The following is a 26249-nucleotide window of genomic DNA, read 5'->3' on the forward strand; positions in this document are numbered from 1 at the left end:
GGCTCAGAGCCCGTCGGGCAGCGGGATGGTCGGGCAGTCGCGCCAGAGCCGCTCGAGCGCGTAGTACTGCCGCTCCTCCTCGTGCTGCACGTGCACCACGATGTCGCCGAAGTCGAGCAGCACCCACCGGCCGTCCCGCTCGCCCTCGCGGCGGATCGGCTTCGCGCCGGCCTCGCGGACCCGGTCCTCGATCTCCTCGACGATCGCCTTGACCTGGCGGTCGTTCGAGCCCGAGGCGAGCAGGAACGCGTCGGTGATGGCGAGCTGCTCGCTGACGTCGAAGGCGATCAGGTCGGTCGCGAGCTTGTCGGACGCGGCACGCGCCGCGACCTCGATCAGGCCGACGGCGAAGTCGGTGGCGGTCATGGAGTTCCTTGGGTCTTCGGGGGGTCCACGGGGGGCGAAGCCCCCTGTGTGTCCGGGTAGAGGCGGTGCTTGTCGATGTACTGGACGACGCCGTCCGGCACGAGGTACCAGATCGGCTGCCCGGCCGCCTGTCGCTCACGGCAGTCGGTGGACGAGATCGCCAGCGCCGGCACCTCGAGGATGGTCACCTTGTCGCCCGGAAGCGAATCGACGACCTCCGGAGCCAGGTCGGCCCCCGGCCGGGTGCAGCCCACGAAGTGGGCGAGGTCGAAGACCTCGTCCGCGTCGCGCCAGGTGGCGATGTTCGCCAACGCGTCCGCGCCGGTGATGAAGAACAGGTCGGCGTTCGGCCGCACCGCCTGCAGGTCGCGCAGCGTGTCGATCGTGTACGTCGGACCGGGCCGGTCGATGTCGACGCGCGACACCGTGAACCGCGGGTTCGCCGCGGTGGCGATCACCGTCATCAGGTAGCGGTGCTCGGCCGGGGAGACGCGCCGCTCGGCCTTCTGCCACGGCTGTCCGGTCGGGACGAAGATGACCTCGTCGAGGTCGTACCAGCCCTGGACCTCCGAGGCTGCGACGAGGTGGCCGTGGTGGATCGGGTCGAAGGTGCCGCCCATCACCCCGACCCGCTGCTGGCCCGTCACAGCGGAACCTCGACGAAGATCAGGGCTGGAGAGCGCACGAGCGCGTCACCCAAGTCTTGCCGCCAGACCAGGGCTGGACCTACGCGAGCCAACTGCGGGCCGGCAGCGTGGCGCCGCCGACGCCGAGGCCGAGCGCGGGCGTCGAGCGACGAAGGGAGCGAGGAACGAGCAACCGGAGGAGTGAGACGCCCAAGTGAGGCGAGGCGTCGAAAGCGGCGACACGCTCGGCCAGACTCACGTGTGGTCGCGTCCGCCACCGAAGGCCACCAGGGCTACCAGCATGAGCAGCAGGACCAGCAGGAAGCCACCACCGACGAGCCACGGGTCAATCTCGAGCGCGAGCATGGCGCTGATGCTATCCAATCAGCACGTGGATCACGTCGACGCCCATGAACAGCAGGGCGAAGCGGATGCTGCGGCCGACCACGACGGTCGGGATGAAGACCCACATCGGCATCTTGAGGAAGCCCGCGACGGCCGCCATCGCGAGCAGCGGCGGGATGCCCACGGAGGCCGCGACGAACATGATGGCGGCGGCGTACCAAGGGCGTCCCTGCATCCGCGTGGTCCAGCGCTCGTAGGCCTCGGCGATCTTCGGCTTCGACAGCTTGCGCTGCACCCAGGGCAGCTTGCTGCCGTGCAGGGCGAGCTCGTACCAGATGATCTTGCCGAAGGTCGCGCCGACGCCGGCCGCGATGCCGAGCGAGATCGCGGCGCCGGTGCTGTCACCGTACTTGGCCCCGGCCCCCAGGATGTACACCTCCATCGGGAGGAACGGGAGCAGCGCGGACGCCAGGCTGAAGACGCAGGTCGTCAGCCAGACCAGGATCATGCGGTGGCGATCCGGTCGCGGATCTCGGCCGGGAGGTGCTCGGGGATCGGGCGGTCCGGGACGGGCAGGCCCAGCTGCAGCAGCCAGCGCAGCGAGACGCACTTCACCACCAGCAGACCCACGGCGATGATCGTCCCCAGCCACCACCAGCCGCTGAACAGCAGGATCACCGCGAACGCGCCCGAGTTGGCGCCCTTGCCGATCCGCGACCAGTTCCACAGGTAGATCCGCTTGTCGACGACCCAGAAGTAGTTAGGGCTGCGGATCGGCCAGGCCAGGAACGCCGTCGACAGGAACATGTCGACGACCATGAACTCCAGCAGGTAGATCCCGATGGGGATCCCGATGAGCGTCATGTGGCCCTGGTCGAACAGCCAGCCCTTCGGCTGCAGCCACACCAGACCGCCGTACAGGACACCACAGGCCAGCCGGTCGCACATCATGTCGACGACCGCACCGATCCGGGTCTCGCAGTCGAACCAGCGCGCCCACTCGCCGTCCAGGCTGTCGCCGATCCAGTGCGACACCAGCCCGATCCACATCCAGGTCAGGGACTGCTCGTGCGCCGCCCACAGCGCGATCACCAGCGTGATGACGATCCGGACGAAGGTGATGATCGTGGCACCGGTGAAGAGACGCTCGCTCGCGGCGTCGGCCATGATCCGCTCGTGGGTCCCCGCCATGGCCCGCAACCTATCGTGCAGCGGTACGACGCCCGCACACTCCCCGTCACGTCAGCGCGACATCCACGCGCCGTTCACCGTCGGGCCACGTCGCCCACCTAGCGTCCGGGACGTGATCTGGCTGGCGATCGGCTTCGCGCTCGCGAGCGCCGGCACCACCGCACTCTCCACCGCGGTCCAGCACCACGCCGCCGGCGCCGGGCCGCTCACCGGCCTGTGGCGGCGCCCCCGGTGGCTGCTGGCCCTCGCCCTCGGACCGGTCGGGTTCACCTGGCACGTGCTGGCCCTGCGGTACGGCCCGATCAGCCTGGTCCAGCCGATCGTGGTCGTCGGGATCGTCGTGGCGCTGCCGCTGCGCGAGCTGATGGTCGGCAGCAGGCCGGAGTGGCGCGACGTGCGGACCGCGACGACGACGGTCGCGGCGCTCGCGCTCTTCCTGCTCGTCGCGGACCCCGGGTCGGCGCCGGCCGCCCCGGACCCGACGCAGCTCTTCCTGGCCGTCGGGACCTGCGCGCTGGCCGCCGGCGCGGTCGCCGTGCTGGCGCGGGCGGCGCGCCGACCCGCGACCCGCGCCGCCGCCCTCGGCGTGACCTCCGGGGTCCTCTTCGGGCTGATGGCCGTCCTCGTCGACGCGACCCAGCTGTGGCTGCGCACGCACCCGGCGGCGGCGCTCCCCCTCACCTGGCTCCCGTACGCCGTGGTCGCCTGCGGGGTCGGTGGGCTCGCGGTGAACCAGGTCGCCTACAGCGCGGGCCCGCTGTCCACGTCGATGCCGGTCCTCAACGTCACCAACTGCCTGCTGACCGTCGCCTTCGGCGTGACCGTGCTCCGCGAGACGGTCGACACCTCGCCGACGACCATCGCGATCGCCGTGCTGTGCCTGGTTGTGATCGCCCACGGCCTCTGGAGCTTGCGTCCAATAGTTGTTGTCGTACAATCATTTCCATGCGACGCACGAGCTCCGACCCGATCGCGGTCTGGATGGGCCTGATGGGCCTGGTCATGGACCACAAGCGACTGGCTCCGGCCCTGCTCCAGGAGGCGAGCGGCATGCCGTGGAGCCGCTACCGCGCCCTGCGCCGCGTCGAGGACCGGCCGCTGAGCCAGCGCGAGCTGGCCGAGGCGATGCACGTCGACGCCCCGGCGATGTCGGGCATCGTCAACGACCTCGTCCGTCGCGGGTACGCCGCGCGGGTCCCCCACCCCGACGACGCCCGCATGCGGCTCGTGACCATCACCGACGCCGGCCGCGACCTGATGGAGCGCCTGCGCCACCTCCCCGGCGTGGTGCCCGCCCCGGTCGCCACCCTGACCGCCGCCGAGCGACGCGAGCTGGCCCGGCTGGTCGACAAGATGCGAGAGGCGGCGGAGGCATGAGCGCCCCGACGGCGTACGACGGCGACCTGACCCACGGCCGGCGGATGGGCGTGCTGGCCATCTGCTGCCTCAGCCTCTTCATCGTCGGCATCGACGTGACCGGCGTGAACGTGGCGCTGCCGTCGATCGCGCGCGACCTCGCCGCCAGCGGCGACCAGCTGCAGTGGGTCATCGACGCGTACACCCTGGTCCTGGCCAGCCTGCTCATGCTCGGCGGGTCCACCGGCGACCGGCTCGGCCGGCGCCGCGTCTTCCAGGTGGGCCTGGTGCTGTTCGGCCTGGGCTCGCTGCTGTGCTCGGCCGCGCAGTCCCCCGACGTGCTCATCGCCGCCCGCACGCTCCAGGCCGTCGGCGGGTCGATGCTCAACCCGGTGGCGATGTCGATCATCACCAACACCTTCCACGAGCCGCGCGAGCGCGCCCAGGCGATCGGCATCTGGGGTGCGACGGTCGGCCTGAGCATGGCGCTGGGGCCGGTGCTCGGCGGCGGGCTCGTCGACGGCATCGGGTGGCGGGCGATCTTCTGGCTCAACATCCCCGTGGTCCTGGCCGCGCTCGTCCTGACCGCCCGGTGGGTTCCGGAGTCCCGTGCGGAGCGGGTACGCCGGCTCGACCCGGTCGCGCAGGTGCTGGTGGTCGTCGTGCTGGCCACCCTGACCTTCGCGATCATCGAGGGCCGCGGGCTGGGCTGGGCCTCCCCGACCGTCCTGGGGTGCTTCGCCGCGGCGGCGGTGGCGACTGTCGTCCTGGTGGGCTACGAGCTGCAGCGTGCCGAACCGCTGCTGGACCCGCGCTTCTTCGCGAGCATCCCGTTCAGCGGAGCGGTGCTCTGCGCCGTCCTCGGCTTCTGCGCGATGGGCGGGTTCCTCTTCCTCAACACCCTCTACCTGCAGGAGGTGCGCGGCCTCTCGCCGATCGCCGCCGGCCTGATGACGCTGCCCATGGCCGGCGCGACCGCCGTGATGTCCCCGTTGTCGGGCCGGATCGTCGGTGCCGTCGGCCCGCGCATCCCGCTCGTCCTCGCTGCGACCGGCATCACGGTGAGCGCGGTCCTGCTGCTGCGCCTCGAGCCGGGCACCTCGATGGTCTACCTCGGCTTCGCCTACCTCGCCTTCGGGATCGGCTTCGGCATGCTCAACGCCCCGATCACCAACTCCGCGGTCTCCGGGATGCCGCGGGCCCAGGCCGGCGTCGCCGCGGCCATCGCGTCGACGAGCCGCCAGGTCGGCATCTCGCTGGGCGTGGCGCTGCTGCCGACGATCGCCTTCGGCCACCTCGAGGGCTCGGTGCCGACCGGCCTGGCCGACGCGACCCACGCGGCCTGGTGGCTGATGCTCGGCTGCGGCCTCGCCCTGCTGGTGCTGGCGTTCGTCACGACCAGCGCGCTGGCGCACCGCACCCGGGACCGGGCCGCGGCCGCCCTGGGAGCCGCGTGAAGGAGGTCCGTCAGCGGATGTGACCGTCCCCGATGACGACGTACTTCGTGGACGTCATCTCGGGGAGGCCCATCGGCCCGCGGGCGTGCAGCTTCTGGGTGCTGATCCCGATCTCGGCGCCGAAGCCGAACTCGCCACCGTCGGTGAAGCGGGTCGACGCGTTGACGAGCACCGCGGCCGAGTCGACCTCCGCGACGAAGCGCCGGGCCGCGCCCTGGTCCTCGGTGACGATCGCCTCGGTGTGCGCGCTGGACCAGGTCTGGATGTGCTCGATCGCCTCGTCGATCGAGGTCACGACGCGGGCGGCGATGTCCAGGGAGAGGTACTCCGTGCCCCAGTCGTCGTCGGTGGCGGGCTCCGCGCCGAGCTCCTGGAAGGACGCGTCCCCGTGGACGACGACGCCCGCGGTCTGGAAGGCCGCGGTGACGCGGGGCAGAAAATCCCCCGCCACGTCCCGGTGCACCAGGAGCGACTCGGCCGCGTTGCACACCGACGTGCGGTGGGTCTTGGCGTTGATGACGATGGCGAGGGCCTTGTCGAGGTCGGCGGCCGCGTCGACGTACACGTGGCAGTTGCCGACCCCGGTCTCGATGACGGGCACCGTCGACTCCTCGACGACGGACTGGATCAGACCGGCGCCCCCGCGCGGGATCAGCACGTCGACGTACCCCCGCGCGCGCATCAGGGCCTTGACGCTGTCGTGGCTGTCACCGGGGACGAGCTGGACGACGTCGGCGGGCAGGTCGGCGGCGACGATCGCGTCGCGCATGACCGCGACGAGGGCGGCGTTGCTGGACCGGGCCGACGAGGACCCGCGCAGCAGCACGGCGTTGCCGGACTTCAGGCAGATGCCCGCGGCATCGGCCGTCACGTTGGGGCGCGCCTCGTAGATCATCCCGACGACGCCGAACGGGACCCGCACCTGGCGCATCTCGAGCCCGTTCGCGAGCACGCCACCACGGACGACCTCGCCGACCGGGTCGGCGAGGCCCGCGACGTCGCGCAGGCCCTGGGCCATCCCGTCGAGCCGGTCGGGGGTGAGCCGGAGCCGGTCGATGATGTTCGCGGGCGTACCGGCCGCCTCGGCACGCGCGATGTCCCCGGCGTTGGCGGCGAGGACCTCCTCGGCGCGGGCCTGCAGCGCGTCGGCCATCGCGTGCAGCGCACGGTCCTTCTGGGCGCGGGTGGCCAGCGCCAGCGTGCGGGAGGCGGTGCGGGCGGCCCGGGCCACGTCGATCACGTCATCGGCGATACTCACGCGCTCAGATTAGTCGTCGGCGACACGCAACCGGTCGGCGTGCTCGCGCGTCCCAGTCGGCAGACGGCCGCTCGGGCCGGCACCCCATCCATCGCTCCACCGGGAGGATCCGCATGTCCCTCAGGTTCCGCATCGCCGCCGGCGCCCTCGCCCTCGCCACACCGATCCTGTCGGCAGGGTTGGCGAGCCAGCCGGCCAGCGCCGACACCCCGCCTCCCCCGGCGCTCAAGCTCTCCGCGCCCGCGAAGCAGACGATCTACACCTACGGCAACAGCGTGTACGGCGGCTTCGGGGTGCGCCTGGTCAACTCCGGCGGCCCGTTCGAGCTGCGGGTCACGCGCCCCGACTACGACACCCCGCTGCAGGCCTTCGAGCGGATCGGCGGCACCGACGTACCGCTGTCGACGGACCTGCCGGTCACGTTCAACGCACTGGGCTCGTTCCTGTTCATGAAGTTCACGCCGCTCGGGACGACCCGCAACAAGGCGTTCTTCCACCGGTTCGACTCCTGCATCGGCCAGCAGGCCGACCGGGTCGACCCGGCGGCGCCGGGCGAGTCCGACTACCCGACCCAGTGCTACTACAGCCCGTACGCGCTCGGCGCGCTGATGGGCATCCAGCAGGGCTACGCCGCGTCGGTGACCGACCAGTTCGGCGGGCTCAACGTCCGGGTGCCCACGGGACGCTGGCAGGTCGCCATCAAGGTCAACCCGCTGTGGGCCAGGGCGCTCCAGATCCCGCTGGCGAACCGCAGCGTGACCTCGACGGTCGTGGTGAAGCGCGAGAGCGGCTGCATCGTCGACCGCACCGCCGCCCGCGGCTGCCGCACGGCTCCGCGCACCGCTCCCCGGTCGACGCCGCGCCTGGCCCAGCCCTCCGGCGTACGTCCCAGCGCGCAGCGCGCCATCACCGCGGCCGAGCTGCCGCCCGGCACGCCGCTGCCCGACCTGCGCGCCCTGCCCGCCACCGGCTTCCAGATCTCGCCGAACGGCAACTTCCTGCAGTTCTCCGCGACCGTGTGGAACGGCGGCACCTCGCCGATGGTGGTCGACGGCTTCCGCACCGGCGACCTGACCATGGACGGGTACCAGTACTTCTACGGCCCCGACGGCAAGCAGCTGCCCGACTACGTCAAGGTCGGCACCTTCGAGTGGGACGCCCGCCCCACGCACCTGCACTGGCACTTCAAGTCATTCGCGGCGTACTCGATGCTCCCGCTCGGCGTGACGCCGCAGCCGTCCGGGCACGCGCACGACGTGGGCGGCGTGGACTCCCGCAAGGAGGCCTTCTGCCTGGCCAACACCGACGCCGTGGACCTGGCCGGCCCGGGTGCCGACATGAACCCGAGCAACACCGACCTGGCGACCGCCTGCGGCGACTACACCTCGCTGTCGACGCGGGAGGTCCTGGCGGCGGGCTGGGGCGACACCTACGCCCAGTTCCGCGCCGGACAGTCCTTCGACCTGCGCAACCTGCCGAACGGTTGCTACAACGTCTGGGTCGAGGGCAACCCGGTCGTCAACGCCGCGACCGGCGCGCGGACGCTGATCGAGTCCGACACCACCAACAACCAGGCCAAGCGCCGGATCTGCATCGGCGGCACGACCGGGCACCGCACGATCCGGGGCATCCAGAAGATCGGCCTGGTCGACGACCCGGGCTACGCCTACGCCGGCGACTGACGGAGAGCGGCTGACCGAGGACGGCTGACGGAGGGCGGCCGACGACAGCAGGCTCAGGAGGTGGTCGCCCCGGCGGCCACCTCCTCGGCCTCCTCCTCGGACGCGGCCGCAGGAGCAGATCCCCACATCCGTCGACCGTTCGGCTCCTGCAGGAACACCAGCGAGACTGCCCCGACGACACCGGCTCCGATCAGGTAGTACGCCGGCCAGCTCAGGTCCCCGGTCGCGCTGACCAACGCGCCGACGACGACCGACACGGTGCCGCAGAACAGCGAGATCGCGACGTTGAACGCGACCGACAGGCCGGCGCCGCGCACCTCGGTGGGGAACAGAGAGGGAAGCGTAGAGGGGCCGGTGGCGCTGAAGCAGATCAGCGCGAAGCCCATCAGCGCCAGGCCGGCGAAGACCGCGACCGTGCTGTGCGCGCGGACGAGCAGGATCATCGGCAGCGCGAGCACGATCAGCATGACGGTGCCGGTCCACATCAGCGGCTTGCGCCCGATCCGGTCCGAGAGCATGCCGAGCAGCGGGATGAGGAGCAGCGCGATGGCCATGACCGCGATCTGCAGCCACTGCGAGGTGCTCGAGGAGATGCCACCGCCGCCCGACATGTCCGGCACGGTCTCGGTGACGTACGTCGGCATGTACGACGTGAGCATGTAGTTGGTCACGTTCCAGACGATCACCAGGCCCATGCACACCAGCAGGTACGGCCAGAGCCGGGCGAGGACCCGCGCCTCGCTGCTGGCCCGGTGGGCCCGCTCGCGCTGTTCGGAGTCGCGCTCCATCTGCTGGAACGCGGGGGTGTCGGCCAGTCGGGTCCGCAGGTAGACACCGACGATGCCGAGCGGCAGCGCCACGAGGAACGGCAGCCGCCAGCCCCACGCGTGCAGCTGGGCGCTGGTGAGCTGGGCGTCGACGACGGTGACCACGAGGGCGCCGAGGAGGTAGCCGGTGAAGGTGCCGAACTCCAGCCAGCTTCCGAGGAACCCTCGGCGCCGGTCGGGCGCGTACTCGGCGATGAACGTCATGGCGTTGCCGTACTCACCGCCGGTGGAGAAGCCCTGGACGAGCCGCGCGACGAGCAGCAGTGCGGGCGCCCAGAGCCCGATCGTCTGCTTGTCGGGGATGCACCCGATCGCGAAGGTGCCGAGGGCCATCAGGACCATCGTCGTCGCGAGCACCGTGTTGCGGCCGATCCGGTCGGCGAGGGGGCCGAAGAACAGGCCGCCGAACGGGCGCACCAGGAAGGCCACGGCGAAGAGCCCGAACGTCGCGATGGTGCCGGCGGTGTTGCTCAGCCCGTGGAAGAACACGTCCTTGATCGTCGGCTCGAAGTAGGCGTAGACGCCGAAGTCGTACCACTCGGTGATGTTGCCGATCGCGGCCGCGCCGATCGCGCGGCGGACGACGGCGGGGTCGGAGACGATGATCTCGTCGGCGGACCAGTTCCTCTTGCGCTCACGCGGAGCCAGGACACTCACGGGTGCAGGCACACTCCTTCTCGGATCGATGTGACAGACACCGGTTCCCGGTCCACCTCGCCGTATGCCCGTCAAAAGCACGACCGGGGGGCACCGTCGCGACGGTGCCCCCCGGTCGTCGGGGAGCTGGGTCCTCAGCCCTTGCGAGCGTTGATGCCCTCGGTGACCTTCGGGAGCACCGTGTGCAGGTCGCCGACGACGCCGAAGTCCACGAGCTCGAAGATCGGGGCCTCCTCGTCCTTGTTGACGGCCACGATGGTCTTCGAGGTCTGCATGCCGGCGCGGTGCTGGATCGCGCCGGAGATGCCGTTGGCGACGTACAGCTGAGGCGAGACCGTCTTGCCGGTCTGGCCGACCTGGAAGGTGTGAGGCTTCCAGCCGGAGTCGACCGCGGCACGCGAGGCACCCACGGCCGCACCGAGGGCGTCGGCGAGGGCCTCGACCGCGGTGAAGTCACCGCCGGTGCCACGACCACCGGAGACCACGATCGCGGCCTCGGTGAGCTCGGGGCGGCCCGTGGCCTGACGCGGCTGCGAGGCCACGATCTGCGCGGTCTTGGCGGCGTCCGAGATCGTCACGGAGACGTTCTCGACGGTGCCGGCGCCGGCACCCTCCTCCGGAGCGGCGGAGTTCGGCTTGACCGTGATGATCGGCGTGCCCTTGGTGACCTTCGCCTTGACCGTGTAGTTGCCGGCGAAGACCGACTGCGTGGTCGTGCCGTCGGCCTCGACGTCGATCGCGTCGGTGATCAGGCCCGAGCCGAGCTTGATCGCCAGACGACCCGCGATCTCCTTGCCCTCGGCCGAGGACGGGATCAGGACCGCGGCCGGCGACGCGGTGCCGGCGATCTGGGCGAGGACCTCGGCCTTGGGGGCCACCAGGTAGCCCTTGACCTCGGTGTCGTCGACGACGTACACCTTCTCGGCGCCGTAGCCCTTGACGGCCTCCGCGACAGCAGCGGCCTTGTCGGCACCACCGATGAAGACGGCCGAGGGCTCACCGAGCCGCTTGGCGATGGCGAGGAGCTCGTACGTCGGCTTCTTGACCGTACCGTCGACGTGGTCGACGAGAACCAGGACTTCAGACATGTTCAGCCTCCTCAGATGAACTTCTTCGAGGCGAGGAACTCGACCAGCGCCGTGGCGCCCGACCCGTCCTCGTCCTTGACGATCTCGCCGGCGGTGCGCGGCGGGCGGGCGGCGGTCTCGGTGACCTCGCTCCACGCCACGGACAGGCCGACCTCGCCCGCGTCGACACCCAGGTCGGCGAGCGAGTAGGTCTCCAGCGGCTTCTTCTTGGCCGCCATGATGCCCTTGAAGGACGGGTAGCGGGCCTCGCCGGACTGGTCGGTCACCGAGAGGACCAGCGGCATGGTGCCGCCGATGACCTCGGTCGCGGCGTCGCCGTCGCGCTTGATGCGGACCTGGTTGCCCTGCGACTCCACGACCGCGGCCTGGGAGACCTGCGGGAGGCCCAGGCGCTCGGCCAGCATGGCCGGCATGACGCTCATCATCGAGTCGGTGCCCGCGAGACCGGTCACGACCAGGTCCGGGACGCCGATCTTCTCGATGGCCTTGGCCAGGACGAGCGAGGTGGCGATCGCGTCGGAACCGGCGATCGCGTCGTCGACGACGTGGACGGCCGAGTCGGCACCCATCTGCAGCGCCTTGCGCACGGCAGCCTCGGCCGCCTCGGGGCCGACGGTCAGCGCGATGACGTTGACCTCCTCGTCGGCACGCTTCTCCTTGAGCTGCAGGGCCTGCTCCACGGCGTACTCGTCGAGCTCGGAGAGGAGCCCGTCGACGCCCACGCGGTCAACGGTGTTGTCCGACTCGAACCGCCGGTCGGCGGTCGCGTCGGGAACGTACTTAACGCACACGACAATGTTCATGGTTGTGGCCGCAAGGGCCCCTTCCTACTCGTAGGACAGCGTTGGGCAGGTTACCGCCCGGTCACCAGCACCGGCGAACCCGTCCACGTGGCCTTCGCCACGCCGGATCGGGCCGTCGGACCGCATCACCGGCGGATCAGGCGCTCCAGTGCCCGACCCACGACGAGGTACACCACCGCCGCGATGCCGTAGTTGGCGAGCACGGTCTTGGTCTCGGCATTGGCACCGGTCCCCCGCCAGATCGGGTTGCGCAGGTCGAACCACCCCAGGTCGCAGTGGTCGGCCACCTCGCGCAGCAGCTTGATCAGCGAGTTGCCCGGGTTGGCGTCGAGCGCGTAGCTGAACGCGGCGCCGGCGAGGCACAGCGCGATCACCACGCAGATCGTCCAGACCACCGACGCCACGCGGCCACGGATCTGGGCCGAGGTCAGGGCACGGCTGCGCTTCCGGGCCGGCTCCGCGTCGGCCGCGGCCTCCGGGGTCTGGGGGTCCCCGGTGTCCTGCTCATCGCTCACCGCACGCCCTCCCGCGTCGCTCGGTCCCGCGTCACTTGCCTGTGAAGGTGGCCTTGCCCGGCCCGTTCTCGACGAAGGACCTCATGCCGATGCGCGCGTCCTCGGTGGCGAAGATCGAGGAGAAGTGCCGGCGCTCGATGAACAGCCCTGTCTCCAGGTCGTTCTCGAGACCCTGGTCAACCGACTCCTTGATCGCCCGCAGCGCGTACGGCGCCGCCGTGGCGAACTGCTGCGCCCACGCGACCGCGGCGTCGTACACCTCGGCGGCCGGGAGCACCTTGTCGACCAGGCCGATCGCCAACGCCTCGTCGGCCTTCACGAACCGTCCGCTGAACATGATCTCCTTCGCCTTGGCAGGGCCGACCAGTCGCGGCAGACGCTGGGTACCCCCGGCGCCGGGGATGATGCCCAGAAGCACCTCGGGCTGGCCCAGGACGGCGTCCTCGGCGGCGTACCGGACGTCGGCGGCCATGGCCAGCTCGCACCCACCGCCGAGCGCGTAGCCGTTGATGGCGGCGACGACGGGCTTGGGGATCCGTGCGATCGCGGTGACCGCGCCCTGCAGGGCGTCGACCCGGTCCACCATCGCGGTGTAGGAGATCTCCTCCATCTCCTTGACGTCGTTGCCGGCGGCGAAGACGCGCTCGCCACCCCAGACGACCACCGCCCGGACGTCGTCGCGCGCGGAGGCCTCGGCGGCGACCGCGGTCAGCTCGTCCTGCACCTGCAGGCTGATCGCGTTCATCTTCGGACGGTCCAGTCGGATCGTCCCCACACCGTCGGCCACGTCCAGCCGGACGAACTCGGTCATCGGGTCCCTTCCCTCGAGGATGCCTGTCAGCGGCATTCTGCCGTGACGGCCACCACTGTGCAGCCCGACCCGCGAAACGACGGGTCGTCTAACGTGGCGGCGTGACCCCCGGACTGTGGCGATCTCTCGGTGAGCAGGCTCCGACGTGGCCGGGCCGCAACTGGCCCCTCGGCGCGACCTGGACGGTCGCGTCGACCAACTTCGCGGTCTACGCACCCCGCGCGACGGAGGTGTGGCTGTGCCTGTACGACGACGGGCCTGGCGAGGCCGAGCGGCGGTTCCCGCTGACCGAGCAGTCCCTCGGCATCTGGCACGGCGCCCTGCCCGGGATCGCTCCGGGCACCCGCTACGGCTACCGCGTCGACGGCCCGCACGACCCCGAGCAGGGGCTGCGGTTCGACCCGGAGGTCGTGCTGCTCGACCCCTACGGCCTGGCCGCGGGCGGCGATCCGCTGCGCAGCGTGGTCGTCGACCCGGCGTACGACTGGGGTGACGACGTCCCCATGTCGCTGCGCTGGCGCGACACCGTCATCTACGAGCTGCACGTCAAGGGGTTCACCCAGCTGCACGACCGGATCCCGCCCGAGCTGCGCGGCACGTACGCCGGGCTCGGCCACTCCGTCGTCACCGACTACCTGCGCGACCTCGGGGTCACCGCGGTCGAGCTGCTGCCCGTGCAGCAGTTCGTCCCGGAGCCGGCGCTGGTCGAGCGCGGGCTGACGAACTACTGGGGCTACAACACGATCGGGTTCTTCGCCCCGCACGCCGCCTACTCGGCCTCCGGGGACCGGGGCCAGCAGGTCCTGGAGTTCAAGCAGATGGTGCGGTCCTTCCACGCCGCCGGCATCGAGGTGATCCTCGACGTGGTCTACAACCACACGGCCGAGGCCGGGCCGGACGGACCGACGCTGAGCTTCCGCGGCCTCGACGACCGCGGCTTCTACCGACGGGTGCCGACCGCCGACGGCGAGTACGACGACACCTACTGGGACGTCACCGGCTGCGGCAACACGGTCGACTCCGAGGACCCCCTCGCGCTGCGGCTGATCCTCGACTCGCTGCGCTACTGGGTCACCGAGATGCACGTCGACGGCTTCCGCTTCGACCTGATGTCGGCCCTCACCCGCACCGCCGGCGAGGACGCGATCCGGATCGACATGGCCTGCAAGCTGCTCACCGCGATCGGCCAGGACCCGGTGCTGCGGCACGTGAAGCTGATCGCCGAGCCCTGGGACACCTCGATGGACGGCTACCTGGTCGGCGACATGCCGCCGCCGTGGGTGGAGTGGAACGACAAGTTCCGTGACACGGTGCGGGACTTCTGGCGCACCCAGACCTCGGGCATGCACGACGTCGCCACGCGACTGGCCGGCTCCTCGGACCTGTACGCCGACGACGGGCGCTCGGCGTACAACTCGGTCAACTTCGTGACCGCCCACGACGGGTTCACCGTGCGCGACCTCGTCTCCTACGAGCACAAGCACAACGAGGCCAACGGCGAGGACAACCGCGACGGCACCGACAACAACCGGTCGCAGAACTTCGGCGTCGAGGGCGAGACCGACGACCCCGCGATCGTCGCGGCCCGGCGCCGCCAGGCCGCCAACCTGATGGCGACGCTGTGCCTGTCCAACGGCGTGCCGATGCTGACCGCGGGCGACGAGCGCGGGCGCACGCAGGGAGGCAACAACAACGCGTACTGCCAGGACGACGAGCTCTCCTGGGTGGACTGGCGGCCCGACGACGCGTGGCTCGACGTCTACGAGATCACCAAGACCGCGCTGCGGCTGCGCCGCGAGCACCCGGCGCTGCGCCAGCGACACTGGTTCGAGGGGCGGCCGACCATCGTCGGTGGCGCGAAGGACCTCGCCTGGCTGCACCCGACCGGTCGCGAGATGACCGACGACGACTGGCACGACGAGGGCCTGCAGACGATCGGCATGTTCGTCTCCGGCAAGCCGCTGCGCGATCCCGGGCCGCGGGGCGAGCAGCAGCTCGACAGCTCGTTCCTGGTCTGGTTCCACGCGGGCGCCGGGGACGTGGAGCTGTTCCTGCCGGACAACGACTGGGTGCACAGCGGGTCGGTCGTGCTGTCGACCGACCCGGACCTGGCGGTCGGTACGCCGGTCCGGTCCGGTGAGTCGCTCACCATCGGGCCCCGCAGCGTCGTGGTCCTGCAGGAGGACGACTGAGCCGGGGCCGGCCTCAGGCCGTCGCGACCACCCCGAGCTCGGCGGGCGACACCAGCAACGGGTGCTTCGGCACCACCCGCACGGTGTAGCCGAACGGTCCGGAGCGGTCGAGGACGACCTCGCCGTCGAAGCGGAACCGGTTGCCGTCGTAGGACTCGGTGAGCGTGAGCGGGGTCGACGCGGTGTCGACCAGGGCGTCCTCGGCGTCGACCCGGCCGTGCACCAGCTCGACGCAGACGTCGTCGGGCGCGAGCTCGCCGAGCGCCACGTAGGCGCGCAGGGTGAGCCCGGCACCGACCGCGGGTGCGTCGCTCACGCCGTGCGACTCGACGTGCTCGACGGCCACGCCCGGCCACGCCCCGCGCACGCGGGCCTTCCAGGCGGCGAGGTCACGCGCGGCGGCGTACCCGTCGGCGACGAGCGCCGCGCCGTTGGCGGCGGCCGGCGCGTAGAGGCGGTCGACGTACTCCATCACCATCCGGTCGGCGAGCACCTTCGGGCCGAGCTCGCCCCAGGTGTGGCGCAGCATCTCGACCCAGCGCCCCGGGACCCCGTCGCTGTCGCGGTCGTAGAAGCGCGGCGCGACCTCGTTCTCGATCAGGTCGTAGAGCGCCGCCGCCTCGAGGTCGTCGCGGTGGTCGGGGTCGTCGACACCGGTCGCGGACGGGATCGACCAGCCGAACTCCACGTCGTACCACTCGTCCCACCAGCCGTCCCGGATGGAGAGGTTGAGCCCGCCGTTGAGGGCGGCCTTCATGCCCGACGTGCCGCACGCCTCGTAGGGCCGCAGCGGGTTGTTCAGCCAGACGTCGCAGCCCGGGTAGAGCGGCTGCGCCAGCGCGATGTCGTAGTTCGGGAGGAACACGATCCGGTGGCGCACCTCGGGGTCGTCGGCGAAGCGCACCAGCTCCTGGATCAGCCGCTTGCCGCCCTCGTCGGCCGGGTGCGCCTTGCCCGCGATGACCAGCTGGACCGGGCGGTCGGGGTCCAGGAGCAGGGCCTTGAGCCGGTCGGGGTCGCGCAGCATCAGCGTGAGCCTCTTGTACGACGGCACCCGTCGCGCGAAGCCGATCGTCAGCACGTCGGGATCCAGCGCGGTGTCGATCCAGGCGAGCTCCCCCGGGGTCGCGCCGCGCTTCTGCCACGACTTGCGCAGCCGGCGTCGCGCGTCGGCCACGAGCGTCTGGCGCATCCGCCACTTCGTCTGCCAGATCTCGACCGCGGAGGCGTCGCCGGGCTTCGGCCCGAGCGCCTGCAGCTCGGGCGCCACCCAGGTCGGCGCGTGCACGCCGTTGGTGATCGAGGTGATCGGCTCCTCGTCCTCGTCGAAGGCAGGCCACAGGCCGTGGAACATCTCGCGGCTCACCTCGCCGTGCAGCTCGGAGACGGCGTTGGCGCGCTGCGCGAGCCGGAAGCCCATCACCGCCATGTTGAACACGCCCGGGTCGCCGCCGGGGTAGTCCTCGGCGCCGAGCGCGAGCACCGCCTCCGTCGGTACGCCGGGCGTGACCCCGCCGGCCTCGTCGAAGTACTGCTCGATGAGGGTGCGCGGGAAGCGGTCGATGCCGGCCGGGACCGGGGTGTGCGTGGTGAACACCGTCGACCCGCGGCCGACCTCGAGCGCGGTGGCCAGGTCGAGCCGCGGGCCGGCGTCGTCCGCCGTCAGCTCGCGGATCCGCTCGACGCCGAGGAAGCCTGCGTGGCCCTCGTTGGTGTGGAACACCTCCGGCGCCGGGGTTCCGGTGATCCGAGACCAGGCCCGCAGCGCGCGCACACCGCCGACGCCGAGCAGGATCTCCTGGCGCAGCCGGTGCTCGCCGGTGCCGCCGTACAACCGGTCGGTGACGTCGCGCAGCTCGCCCTGGTTCTCCTCGACCAGGGTGTCGAGGAGCAGCAGCGGCACCCGGCCGACGTACGCCACCCAGACCTGGGCGAAGAGGTCCGCGCCGCCGGGCATCCGGATGCCGATCCGCACCCGGTCGCCGTCCGCCTCGCGCAGTGGCGAGATCGGCAGCTCGTCCGGATCGAGCACCGGGTAGCTCTCCAGCTGCCAGCCCTCGCGCGACAGCGACTGCTTGAAGTAGCCGTGCCGGTAGAGCAGGCCCACACCGACGATCGGGACACCCAGGTCGCTGGCGGCCTTGAGGTGGTCGCCCGCCAGGATCCCGAGACCGCCGGAGTACTGCGGCAGCGCCGCGGTGATGCCGAACTCCGGGGAGAAGTAGGCCACCGTGTGGTCGAAGGCCGACGGCCCGGAGAGGTACGCCGCCAGGTCGCCCCGCGCCTGGGCCACCCGGCCCACGAACTCCTCGTCGGCGGCCAGCTCCGCCCAGCGCGCGGGCTCGATCTCGCCGATCAGCCGCGTCGGGTCCTGCCCGACCCGCTCCCAGGCGTCCGGGTCGATCTCCGCGAACAGCTCCTGGGTGGGCGGGTGCCACGACCAGCGCAGGTTGAGCGCGAGCTCGCCGAGGGCGGCGAGGGGCTCGGGCAGGACGGGCCGGACGGTGAAGCGTCGGATCGCGCGCATGCCTCGAACGTAGCCAGCCTCTGTTGCCCGAGCCAACGTCTCCACGTGACGGGGGCATGTCGCGGGGCGCTGAAACTTTTGCCGTAACCAGTGACGCGGTGTCGCGTTATCCGATCAGCAGCGGGCGAGACGGATCATGGGGGCCGGCTCGCCCGCCGCGCTTTCACGCCGCCGCGACCGGCCGAGCGGAGCGAGGCCGGGCGCGGATCTCGGCGGGAGGTCGAGTAGCCGCGCGGCCGCGAGCCTGCGAGCGGTCGCGACCGGCGTATCGAGACCACACGCCGCCGCGCCTAGGCTGACGCCGTGCCGCTCGTCCCCGTTCCCACGCACCAGGCCGCCGTCGCGGCACTCCTCGACCACGCTCCCCGGACCGAGCAGGTCCCCGTGCCCGAGTCCCTCGGCCGGGTCCTCGCGGAGGCGGTGACCGCCCCGGAGTCGCTCCCGTCGTTCGCCAACTCCGGGATGGACGGGTACGCCGTGCGGGCCGTCGACGTCGCCGGCGCGTCCGAGCACTCCCCCGTTCTCCTGCCCGTCACGGGCGACATCCCCGCCGGCGCGCCGGTCGGGACGCTCGACCCCGGCACCACGCAGCGCATCATGACCGGAGCGCCGATCCCGCACGGCGCCGACGCGGTCGTCGAGGTCGAGGCGACCGACGGCGGCACGGTGCACGTGCAGGTCCGCGCCGCGCGCGAGCCGGGCAGCTTCGTGCGCGAGGCCGGGAGCGACGTACGGGTCGGGGCGGAGGTGCTGGCGCCCGGTGCGCTGATCGGTGCCGCCCAGCTCGGCGCGCTCGTGGCGTTGGGTGTGACCACCGTGACGTGCGTACGCCGCCCGCGGGTGCTCGTCCTCTCCACCGGCTCCGAGCTCACCGACGACCCGGAGCCGGGGGCCGGTCAGATCCGCGACTCCAACGGTCCGATGCTCGCCGCCGCCGTCACCGAGGCGGGCGCCACGGCCGTCCGCACGCTCACGTCCGCCGACGACGTACCCACCTTCCTGGCCGTCCTCGACGAGGCGCTGGCCGACGGCGCGATCGACCTGGTCCTCACCTCGGGCGGGGTCAGCGCCGGCGCCTACGAGGTCGTCAAGGACGCCTTCGGGTCGCGCGGCGTGACGTTCACCAAGGTGGCCATGCAGCCCGGCATGCCCCAGGGCCTCGGCACGTACGCCGATGTGCCGGTGGTCTGCCTGCCCGGCAACCCGGTCAGCTCGCTGGTGTCCTTCGAGGTCTTCGTCCGCCCGGCGCTGCGCCGGCTGGCGGGCCTGCGCCCGGGCCGACCGGTCGTCACCGCGACCGTCGGCGAGGCGCTCACCTCGCCCGCGGGCAAGCGTCAGCTGCGCCGCGGACGGCTCGACCGGGACGCGGGCACGGTCCGTGCCTGGGGACCCGCCGGCAGCGGCTTCCTCGGGTGGTACGCCGGCGCCGACTGCCTCATCGACATCCCGGACGACACCACCGACCTGGCCGTCGGGGCGAGCGTCGAGGTGTGGGACCTGACCCTGGGCTGACACCGCCACAGACGACCGCGACACGCGGAAGGCCTTGTCCCGACGGACCGGGCCCGCTTGGCTGGGTGCATGGTCGGACGCATCCCCGTGACCGATGTGACGCCCGTTCTCGGTGAGGGGCGGCCGGTGAAGGCCGCCGTCGGCGAGCCGTTCCCCGTCGCCGCCACGATCTTCCGCGAGGGCCACGACCGGCTCGGCGCGGAGGTCGTGCTGGTCGACCCCGGGGGCACCCGTCGACCGCCGGTGCGGATGGAGCAGCTGCCCGCCGTCGACCGGCACACGGTCGACCGTTACCAGGCGTGGGTGACGCCGGACGCGCCCGGCGACTGGGAGTTCGAGATCCAGGCGTGGTCCGACCCGGTGGCGACCTGGCACCACGCCGCCGAGGTGAAGATCCGGGCCGGCATCGACGTGGAGCTGATGTTCGCCGAGGGCGACGCGCTCCTGCGGCGGGTGGCCGCGGGTCTCGATACGCCGCTCGCTGGCGCTCGCGGCTACTCGACCAACGACAGGGCGGCGATCACGGCGGCGATCGCGGCCTGCGAGGACACCGGGCGACCTGCCCTGGCCCGGCTCGCGGTGCTCACCTCCCCCGAGGTGGTCGCCGCGCTGCGCGCCCACCCGCTGCGCGAGCTGGTCACGGTGGCCGGCCCGTTACCGGCGTACGCCGATCGCGAGCGTGCCCTGTTCTCCTCCTGGTACGAGTTCTTCCCGCGCTCCGAGGGCGGATTCGCGGGGGCGACCAAGCGGTTGGACGCCATCGCGGCGATGGGCTTCGACGTGGTCTACCTGCCGCCGATCCACCCGATCGGCGAGGTCAACCGCAAGGGGCCGAACAACACCGTCCTCCCCGACGGCGAGCCGACACCGGCGGACTGGACCGGGTCGCCGTGGGCCATCGGCAGCAGGTACGGCGGCCACGACGCCGTCGCGCCCGAGCTCGGCACGATCGACGACTTCGACGCGTTCGTGGAGCACGCCACCGACCTCGGCCTCGAGGTGGCGCTGGACCTCGCGCTGCAGTGCGCCCCGGACCACCCCTGGGTCACGAGCAACCCGGAGTGGTTCACGACCCGGATCGACGGCTCGATCGCGTACGCGGAGAACCCGCCGAAGAAGTACCAGGACATCTACCCGCTCAACTTCGACAACGACCCCGAGGGCATCCGGGCCGAGATCCTGCGCGTGGTCCGCTACTGGATGGACCACGGCGTGCGCATCTTCCGCGTCGACAACCCGCACACCAAGCCGGTCGACTTCTGGGAGTGGCTGCTCGGCGAGATCCGCGCGACCGACCCCGACGTGCTGTTCCTCGCCGAGGCGTTCACGAAGCCGCCGATGCTGCAGACCCTCGGCTCGATCGGCTTCCACCAGTCGTACACGTACTTCACCTGGCGGGTCGACAAGGAGGAGGTCGAGGACTACCTGCGCGAGGTCAGCACGGAGTCGGCGCACCGGATCCGGCCGAACTTCTTCGTCAACACCCCCGACATCCTCCACGAATTCCTGCAGTACGGCGGACCCGCGGCGTTCAAGATCCGTGCGGTGCTCGCCGCCCTGGGCTCGCCGAGCTGGGGCGTCTACTCCGGCTACGAGCTGTACGAGCACGTGGCCGTCCGGCCGGGCAGCGAGGAGTACCTCGACTCGGAGAAGTACCAGCTGCGGCCCCGCGACTGGGACGCCGCCGAGGCCGAGGGGCGCTCGCTGGCGCCGTACCTGACCCGGCTCAACGAGCTGCGGCGCACCCACCCGGCCCTGCAGCTGCTGCGCAACCTCACGGTCCACCCGACCGACGACGAGCACCTGCTCTGCTTCTCCAAGGTCTCGACGGGCTCGACCACCGACGAGGGGGACGACGTCGTGCTCGTGGTGCTCAACCTCGACCCGCACGCCGCCCACGAGGGCACCGTCCACCTGGACCTCGACGCGCTGGGCCTGCCCCCGGGCGCCACCTTCCACGTGCACGAGGAGCTCACCGACCAGGACTGGACCTGGAGCGAGCACAGCTGGGTGCGCCTCGACCCGGCGGTGGAGCCCGCCCACGTGCTGACGGTGAGGTCGCTGCCGTGACGCTCGACCACGACGACCCGGAGTGGTTCCGCACCGCCGTCTTCTACGAGGTGCTGGTCCGCAGCTTCCGCGACAGCGACGGCGACGGCACCGGCGACTTCAAGGGCCTGACCGAGAAGCTCGACTACCTGTCCTGGCTGGGCGTCGACTGCCTGTGGGTGCCGCCCTTCTTCGCCTCGCCATTGCGTGACGGCGGCTACGACATCGCGGACTACACCGCGATCCTGCCCGAGATCGGCACGATCGAGGACTTCCGCGACTTCGTGACGGCCGCGCACGAGCGCGGCATCCGGGTGATCATCGACTTCGTCATGAACCACACCTCGGACCAGCACCCCTGGTTCCAGGCCTCGCGCAGCGACCCCGACGGCCCGTACGGCGACTTCTACGTCTGGTCCGACACCGACGAGCTCTACCAGGACGCGCGGATCATCTTCGTCGACACCGAGCCGTCGAACTGGACCTGGGACCCGGTCCGCCAGCAGTACTACTGGCACCGCTTCTTCCACCACCAGCCCGACCTCAACTTCGACAACCCCAAGGTCCACGACGCCATGCTCGAGGCGATGTCGTTCTGGCTCGACCTGGGCCTGGACGGCTTCCGGCTGGACGCCGTGCCCTATCTCTACGAGCGCCCGGGCACCAACGGCGAGAACCTGCCCGAGACCCACGCCTTCCTCAAGAAGGTCCGCAAGTACGTCGACGACCACTACCCCGGCCGGGTCCTGCTGTGCGAGGCGAACCAGTGGCCGACCGACGTGGTGGAGTACTTCGGCGACGGCGACGAGTGCCACATGGCCTTCCACTTCCCGGTGATGCCCCGCATCTTCATGTCGGTACGCCGGGAGTCGCGCTACCCGATCTCGGAGATCCTCGACCAGACCCCGCCCATCCCGGACGGCTGCCAGTGGGGCATCTTCCTGCGCAACCACGACGAGCTGACCCTGGAGATGGTCACCGACGAGGACCGCGACTACATGTGGGCCGAGTACGCCCAGGACCCGCGGATGAAGGCGAACATCGGCATCCGCCGCCGCCTCGCTCCCCTGCTCGACAACGACGTCAACCGGATGGAGCTGTTCACGGCGCTGCTGCTGTCGCTGCCCGGCTCGCCGGTCCTCTACTACGGCGACGAGATCGGGATGGGCGACAACATCTGGCTGGGCGACCGCGACGGCGTACGCACCCCCATGCAGTGGACGCCGGACCGCAACGCCGGCTTCTCCTCCGCGACGCCCGGCAAGCTGCACCTGCCGGTGATCCAGGACCCCGTCCACGGCTACGAGGCCGTCAACGTCGAGGCGCAGCTGCAGAACCCGTCCTCGCTGCTGCACTGGACCCAGCGGATGGTGCACGCCCGCCGCCAGCACCACGCCTTCGGCCTGGGCAGCTTCACCGACCTCGGCGGCTCCAACCCGTCGGTCCTCTCCTACGTCCGCGAGCACACCGATCCCGCGACCGGCCAGACCGACTCGATCCTGTGCGTCAACAACCTCTCGCGGTTCCCGCAGCCGGTCGAGCTCGACCTGCGTCGCTTCGTCGGCTGCGTCCCCGTGGAGCTCCTCGGCGGCGTCCCCTTCCCGCCCGTCGGGGAGCTCCCGTATCTCCTGACGTTGAGCGGGTACGGGTTCTACTGGTTCCGACTCACCCATCCCGACCCCTCGGGGAGGCCCGTCCTGTGATCGAAGACTTCCTGGCCCGCAGTCGCTGGTTCGGCGGCAAGGGCCGCACGTTCACGGTGACCGGACGACGGGAGGCCGCGAGGCTGGCCGGCGACCCCGAGGTCGTGCTGCTGCTCGTCGAGGTCACCTACGACGACGGCGACGTCGAGCTCTACCAGCTGCCGTTCGCGCTGTACGACGAGCAGCAGCCGCGCCTCGACCACGCGATGGTCGGACAGTGGCCGGACGGGCGCACGGCGTACGACGCGGTCCACGACTCCGCCGCCATGCACGTCCTGGTCCGCGCCGACTGGCAGCGGCTCGCGGGCTGGCCCGAGCTGGGCGACGACGTGCTGGCCTCGGCGTTCTCCGGGGAGCAGTCCAACTCGACCGTGCTGTTCGGGGAGGATGCCGCGCTCAAGATCTTCCGCAAGGTCACCCCCGGCGAGAACCCGGACATCTCCACGCACCGCGCGCTCACCGAGGCCGGCTCGACGCACGTCGCGGAGCTCTACGGCTGGCTCGAGGTCACCGACGGCGAGACCCTGCAGCTGGCGCTCCTCCAGCAGTTCCTGCGCACCGCCACCGACGGCTGGGAGCTGGCCCTGGCCAGCGTGCGCAGCCTGTACGCCGAGGCCGAGATGCACACCGGCGAGCACCTCCGGGTCGGCGACCTCGGCGGCGACTTCGCCGGCGAGGCCGCGCGGCTGGGGGCGGCGCTGGCCGAGGTCCACGAGCAGCTGCGCGACGCCTTCCCGACGAGCACCCTTCCCGCCGCGGACGTCGTCGCCGGCATGCGCGCGCGGCTCGCCTCGACGGCCGCGGTGGTGCCCCAGCTCGACCCCTTCGTCTCCGCCCTCCAGGACCGGTACGACGCCCTGCTCGGGATCGGCGACCTCGCCGTCCAGCGCATCCACGGCGACCTGCACCTGGGCCAGACACTGCGCACGGTGGTGGGCTGGAAGCTGGTCGACTTCGAGGGCGAGCCGGCCAAGCCGCTGCCCGAGCGGCTGCGGCCGGACACCCCCTGGCGCGACGTCGCCGGGATGCTCCGATCCTTCGACTACGCCGCCCACGCGCTGTTCCCCGCCGAGCAGGAGCAGGACGAGCCCGAGCTGCAGGCGGCCCGCCTCGAGGGCGCGCGGGAGTGGGCGCACCGCAACCAGGTCGCCTTCCTGGCGGCGTACACCGGCGGCGACCCGGCCACCCTGATCCCCGCCCGCGAGCTGACCCCCGAGGAGGACGCGATCGTGACCGCCTACGTCGCGGACAAGGCCGTGTACGAGTGCCTCTACGAGGCCCGCAACCGACCGGGGTGGCTCGACCTCCCGCTCGGGGCGCTGGCCCGGCTGGCGGGGGTGGGCGATGCCTGAGCAGACCTTCGCCCCCACCCTCGGCGAGATCGACCTGCACCTGGTCGGCGAGGGCCGCCACGAGCAGCTCTGGCAGGTCCTGGGCTCGCACGTCCGGTCCCTGCCCGGCGCCGACGGCGACCCGGTCGTCGGCACCTCGTTCGCCGTCTGGGCGCCGAACGCCCGGTCGGTGCGGGTCGTCGGCGACTTCAACGGCTGGGACGGCAACGCCACGCCCCTGCGGCTCCTCGACGGGTCGGGCGTGTGGGAGACGTTCGTGCCCGGTGTCGGCTCCGGTGCGACGTACCAGTACGTCGTCGAGGGCGCCGACGGCGTGTGGCGGCACAAGGCCGACCCGTTCGCGACGTACGCCGAGGTGCCGCCCGCCCACAGCTCGAAGGTGTTCGAGAGCAGCCACGTCTGGCACGACGAGGAGTGGCTGCAGCGGCGCGCGCGCCGGTCGGCCGTGCACGAGCCGATGTCGGTCTACGAGATGCACCTGGGCTCCTGGAAGCGCCACCCGGACGGCTCGTTCTGGAGCTACGACGAGCTGGCGGCCGACCTGCCGGCGTACCTCTCCGGGCTGGGGTTCACCCACGTCGAGCTGATGCCGGTGATGCAGCACCCGTTCGGCGGGTCGTGGGGCTACCACGTGACCGGCTACTTCGCGGCCGACAGCCGGTTCGGCGACCCCGACGGGCTCCGCCGGCTGATCGACGCGCTGCACCGCGCCGGCATCGGCGTCATCCTGGACTGGGTGCCCGGTCACTTCGCCACCGACGAGTGGGCGCTCGCGCGCTTCGACGGCACCGCCCTCTACGAGCACGACGACCCGCGCCGCGGCTGGCACCCCGAGTGGGGCTCCTACATCTTCAACTTCGGCCGCCACGAGGTCCGCAACTTCCTGGTGTCCAACGCGATCTACTGGGCCGAGGAGTTCCACGCCGACGGGCTGCGCGTCGACGGGGTCGCCTCGATGCTCTACCTCGACTACGCCCGCAAGGACGGCGAGTGGGTGCCCAACAAGTACGGCGGGCACGAGCACCTCGAGGCGGTCAGCTTCCTGCAGGAGGTCAACGCGACGGTCTACAAGCGGGTGCCGGGCGTCGTCACGATCGCCGAGGAGTCCACCGCCTGGCCCGGCGTCACGCAGCCGACCTCGACCGGCGGCCTCGGCTTCGGCTTCAAGTGGAACATGGGCTGGATGCACGACACGCTGCGCTACCTCGAGCACGACCCGATCCACCGCGCGCACCACCACGGCGAGATGGCGTTCACCCTCGCCTACGCGCACGCCGAGAACTACGTGCTGCCGCTCAGCCACGACGAGGTCGTGCACGGCAAGGGGTCGCTGGTCGCGAAGATGCCCGGCTCACGGGAGGAGCAGCTGGCCACGCTGCGCGCCTACCTGGCCTACCAGTGGGCGCACCCCGGCAAGCAGCTGGTGTTCATGGGCACCGAGCTGGCCCAGGAGCGCGAGTGGGCCGAGGCGCGCGAGCTCGACTGGTGGATCCTCGAGCGGGCGGGTCACGCCGGCGTCCAGGCGCTGGTGCGCGACCTGAACAGCGTGTACGCCGCCCAGCCCCCGCTCTGGCAGCGCGACAACGAGCCCGACGGGTTCGCGTGGATCGACGCGAACGCCGCCGGCGCCAACGTGTTCGCGTTCCGCCGGCTCGACCACCAGGGCAGCGAGCTCGTCTGCGTGTCCAGCTTCTCGGGGAGCGAGCACAGCTCCTACCGGCTCGCGCTGCCGTCGACCGGCACCTGGGTCGAGGTGCTCAACACCGACGCGTCGGCGTACGACGGCGGCGGGCGGGGCAACCTCGGCCGGGTCACCGCCGTCGCCGCGTCCGAGCTCGCGTCCCGGGCGCCCGGCGGGCTCCCGGCGTACGCCGACGTGGTGCTGCCGCCGCTCACGACGCTCTGGCTGCGACCGGCCTGACCCCGCCGCAT

General features: G+C 71.6%; 21 protein-coding genes. 10 read left to right on the plus strand and 11 right to left on the minus strand.

Annotated features, from left to right (window positions below):
* Positions 1–3 precede the first annotated feature (3 nt).
* The 4 genes from rsfS to ACYVAQ_RS13685 form a co-directional block, all read right to left on the minus strand.
* The gene (gene rsfS, locus ACYVAQ_RS13670; RefSeq protein WP_460790434.1) at positions 4–366 is read right to left on the minus strand and encodes a ribosome silencing factor; all 363 of its coding nucleotides are present in this window, start codon (positions 364–366) and stop codon (positions 4–6) included.
* Complete coding sequence (gene nadD / locus ACYVAQ_RS13675; RefSeq protein ID WP_460790606.1) at positions 363–986, minus strand: nicotinate-nucleotide adenylyltransferase; 624 nt, start codon at positions 984–986, stop codon at positions 363–365. Before nadD ends, rsfS begins: the two co-directional genes overlap by 4 nt.
* 382 nt (positions 987–1368) lie before the next feature.
* On the minus strand, positions 1369–1845 hold the full coding sequence (locus ACYVAQ_RS13680; protein WP_460790436.1) for a hypothetical protein: 477 nt from the start codon (positions 1843–1845) through the stop codon (positions 1369–1371).
* Entirely contained in the window at positions 1842–2528 is a 687-nt protein-coding gene (locus ACYVAQ_RS13685; RefSeq protein ID WP_460790440.1) for a CDP-alcohol phosphatidyltransferase family protein, read from the minus strand. The genes ACYVAQ_RS13680 and ACYVAQ_RS13685 overlap by 4 nt, the downstream gene beginning before the upstream one ends.
* 112 nt (positions 2529–2640) lie before the next feature.
* Here ACYVAQ_RS13685 and ACYVAQ_RS13690 point away from each other — a divergent pair, with 112 nt between their 5' ends.
* From ACYVAQ_RS13690 to ACYVAQ_RS13700, 3 genes are read left to right on the plus strand one after another with little or no spacing between them, the layout of a single operon-like run.
* Positions 2641–3519: a DMT family transporter gene (locus tag ACYVAQ_RS13690; RefSeq protein ID WP_460790443.1), complete on the plus strand. Its 879-nt coding sequence runs from the start codon at positions 2641–2643 to the stop codon at positions 3517–3519.
* Complete coding sequence (locus ACYVAQ_RS13695) at positions 3474–3905, plus strand: MarR family winged helix-turn-helix transcriptional regulator (protein WP_460790445.1); 432 nt, start codon at positions 3474–3476, stop codon at positions 3903–3905. The genes ACYVAQ_RS13690 and ACYVAQ_RS13695 overlap by 46 nt, the downstream gene beginning before the upstream one ends.
* Positions 3902–5341, plus strand: coding sequence for an MFS transporter (locus ACYVAQ_RS13700; RefSeq protein WP_460790447.1), 1440 nt, complete (start codon positions 3902–3904; stop codon positions 5339–5341). The genes ACYVAQ_RS13695 and ACYVAQ_RS13700 overlap by 4 nt, the downstream gene beginning before the upstream one ends.
* A 10-nt stretch (positions 5342–5351) precedes the next feature.
* Here the strand turns inward: ACYVAQ_RS13700 and ACYVAQ_RS13705 are convergent, their stop codons facing one another.
* Complete coding sequence (locus tag ACYVAQ_RS13705) at positions 5352–6599, minus strand: glutamate-5-semialdehyde dehydrogenase (protein WP_460790449.1); 1248 nt, start codon at positions 6597–6599, stop codon at positions 5352–5354.
* A 113-nt stretch (positions 6600–6712) separates the two neighbouring features.
* Here ACYVAQ_RS13705 and ACYVAQ_RS13710 point away from each other — a divergent pair, with 113 nt between their 5' ends.
* Complete coding sequence (locus ACYVAQ_RS13710) at positions 6713–8281, plus strand: hypothetical protein (protein WP_460790451.1); 1569 nt, start codon at positions 6713–6715, stop codon at positions 8279–8281.
* 53 nt (positions 8282–8334) lie between these two features.
* Here the strand turns inward: ACYVAQ_RS13710 and ACYVAQ_RS13715 are convergent, their stop codons facing one another.
* The 5 genes from ACYVAQ_RS13715 to ACYVAQ_RS13735 form a co-directional block, all read right to left on the minus strand.
* Positions 8335–9765: an MFS transporter gene (locus ACYVAQ_RS13715; protein WP_460790453.1), complete on the minus strand. Its 1431-nt coding sequence runs from the start codon at positions 9763–9765 to the stop codon at positions 8335–8337.
* Between the two features lie 134 nt (positions 9766–9899).
* Entirely contained in the window at positions 9900–10853 is a 954-nt protein-coding gene (locus tag ACYVAQ_RS13720; protein ID WP_460790455.1) for an electron transfer flavoprotein subunit alpha/FixB family protein, read from the minus strand.
* An 11-nt stretch (positions 10854–10864) separates the two neighbouring features.
* The gene (locus ACYVAQ_RS13725) at positions 10865–11656 is read right to left on the minus strand and encodes an electron transfer flavoprotein subunit beta/FixA family protein (protein WP_460790457.1); all 792 of its coding nucleotides are present in this window, start codon (positions 11654–11656) and stop codon (positions 10865–10867) included.
* 125 nt (positions 11657–11781) lie between these two features.
* Positions 11782–12171: a hypothetical protein gene (locus ACYVAQ_RS13730; RefSeq protein ID WP_460790459.1), complete on the minus strand. Its 390-nt coding sequence runs from the start codon at positions 12169–12171 to the stop codon at positions 11782–11784.
* Positions 12172–12202: 31 nt separating this feature from the next.
* Positions 12203–12982, minus strand: coding sequence for an enoyl-CoA hydratase/isomerase family protein (locus tag ACYVAQ_RS13735; RefSeq protein ID WP_460790460.1), 780 nt, complete (start codon positions 12980–12982; stop codon positions 12203–12205).
* 101 nt (positions 12983–13083) lie between these two features.
* Here ACYVAQ_RS13735 and glgX point away from each other — a divergent pair, with 101 nt between their 5' ends.
* Positions 13084–15174, plus strand: a complete 2091-nt coding sequence (gene glgX, locus ACYVAQ_RS13740) for a glycogen debranching protein GlgX (RefSeq protein WP_460790462.1) — start codon at positions 13084–13086, stop codon at positions 15172–15174.
* A 13-nt stretch (positions 15175–15187) separates the two neighbouring features.
* Here glgX and glgP read toward each other — a convergent pair whose 3' ends face one another.
* Positions 15188–17701 carry an alpha-glucan family phosphorylase gene (glgP, locus tag ACYVAQ_RS13745; RefSeq protein ID WP_460790464.1) on the minus strand — a complete coding sequence of 838 codons (2514 nt, stop codon included), beginning with the start codon at positions 17699–17701 and terminating at the stop codon, positions 15188–15190.
* 303 nt (positions 17702–18004) lie between these two features.
* Between glgP and ACYVAQ_RS13750 the strand changes: the two genes are divergently transcribed.
* From ACYVAQ_RS13750 to glgB, 5 genes are all read left to right on the plus strand, one after another.
* A complete protein-coding gene (locus ACYVAQ_RS13750) occupies positions 18005–19213 on the plus strand; it encodes a molybdopterin molybdotransferase MoeA (RefSeq protein ID WP_460790466.1) in 1209 nt (402 codons plus the stop codon).
* A gap of 69 nt (positions 19214–19282) precedes the next feature.
* The gene (locus ACYVAQ_RS13755; protein WP_460790468.1) at positions 19283–21283 is read left to right on the plus strand and encodes a maltotransferase domain-containing protein; all 2001 of its coding nucleotides are present in this window, start codon (positions 19283–19285) and stop codon (positions 21281–21283) included.
* Positions 21280–22965: a maltose alpha-D-glucosyltransferase gene (gene treS / locus ACYVAQ_RS13760; RefSeq protein WP_460790471.1), complete on the plus strand. Its 1686-nt coding sequence runs from the start codon at positions 21280–21282 to the stop codon at positions 22963–22965. The genes ACYVAQ_RS13755 and treS overlap by 4 nt, the downstream gene beginning before the upstream one ends.
* Positions 22962–24317 (plus strand): maltokinase N-terminal cap-like domain-containing protein, encoded by a 1356-nt coding sequence (locus ACYVAQ_RS13765; protein ID WP_460790473.1) that lies wholly within the window; start codon positions 22962–22964, stop codon positions 24315–24317. Before treS ends, ACYVAQ_RS13765 begins: the two co-directional genes overlap by 4 nt.
* Positions 24310–26238 carry a 1,4-alpha-glucan branching protein GlgB gene (glgB, locus tag ACYVAQ_RS13770; protein WP_460790475.1) on the plus strand — a complete coding sequence of 643 codons (1929 nt, stop codon included), beginning with the start codon at positions 24310–24312 and terminating at the stop codon, positions 26236–26238. The genes ACYVAQ_RS13765 and glgB overlap by 8 nt, the downstream gene beginning before the upstream one ends.
* Positions 26239–26249 lie beyond the last annotated feature (11 nt).

The sequence above is a fragment of the Nocardioides maradonensis genome (genome assembly GCF_054777115.1).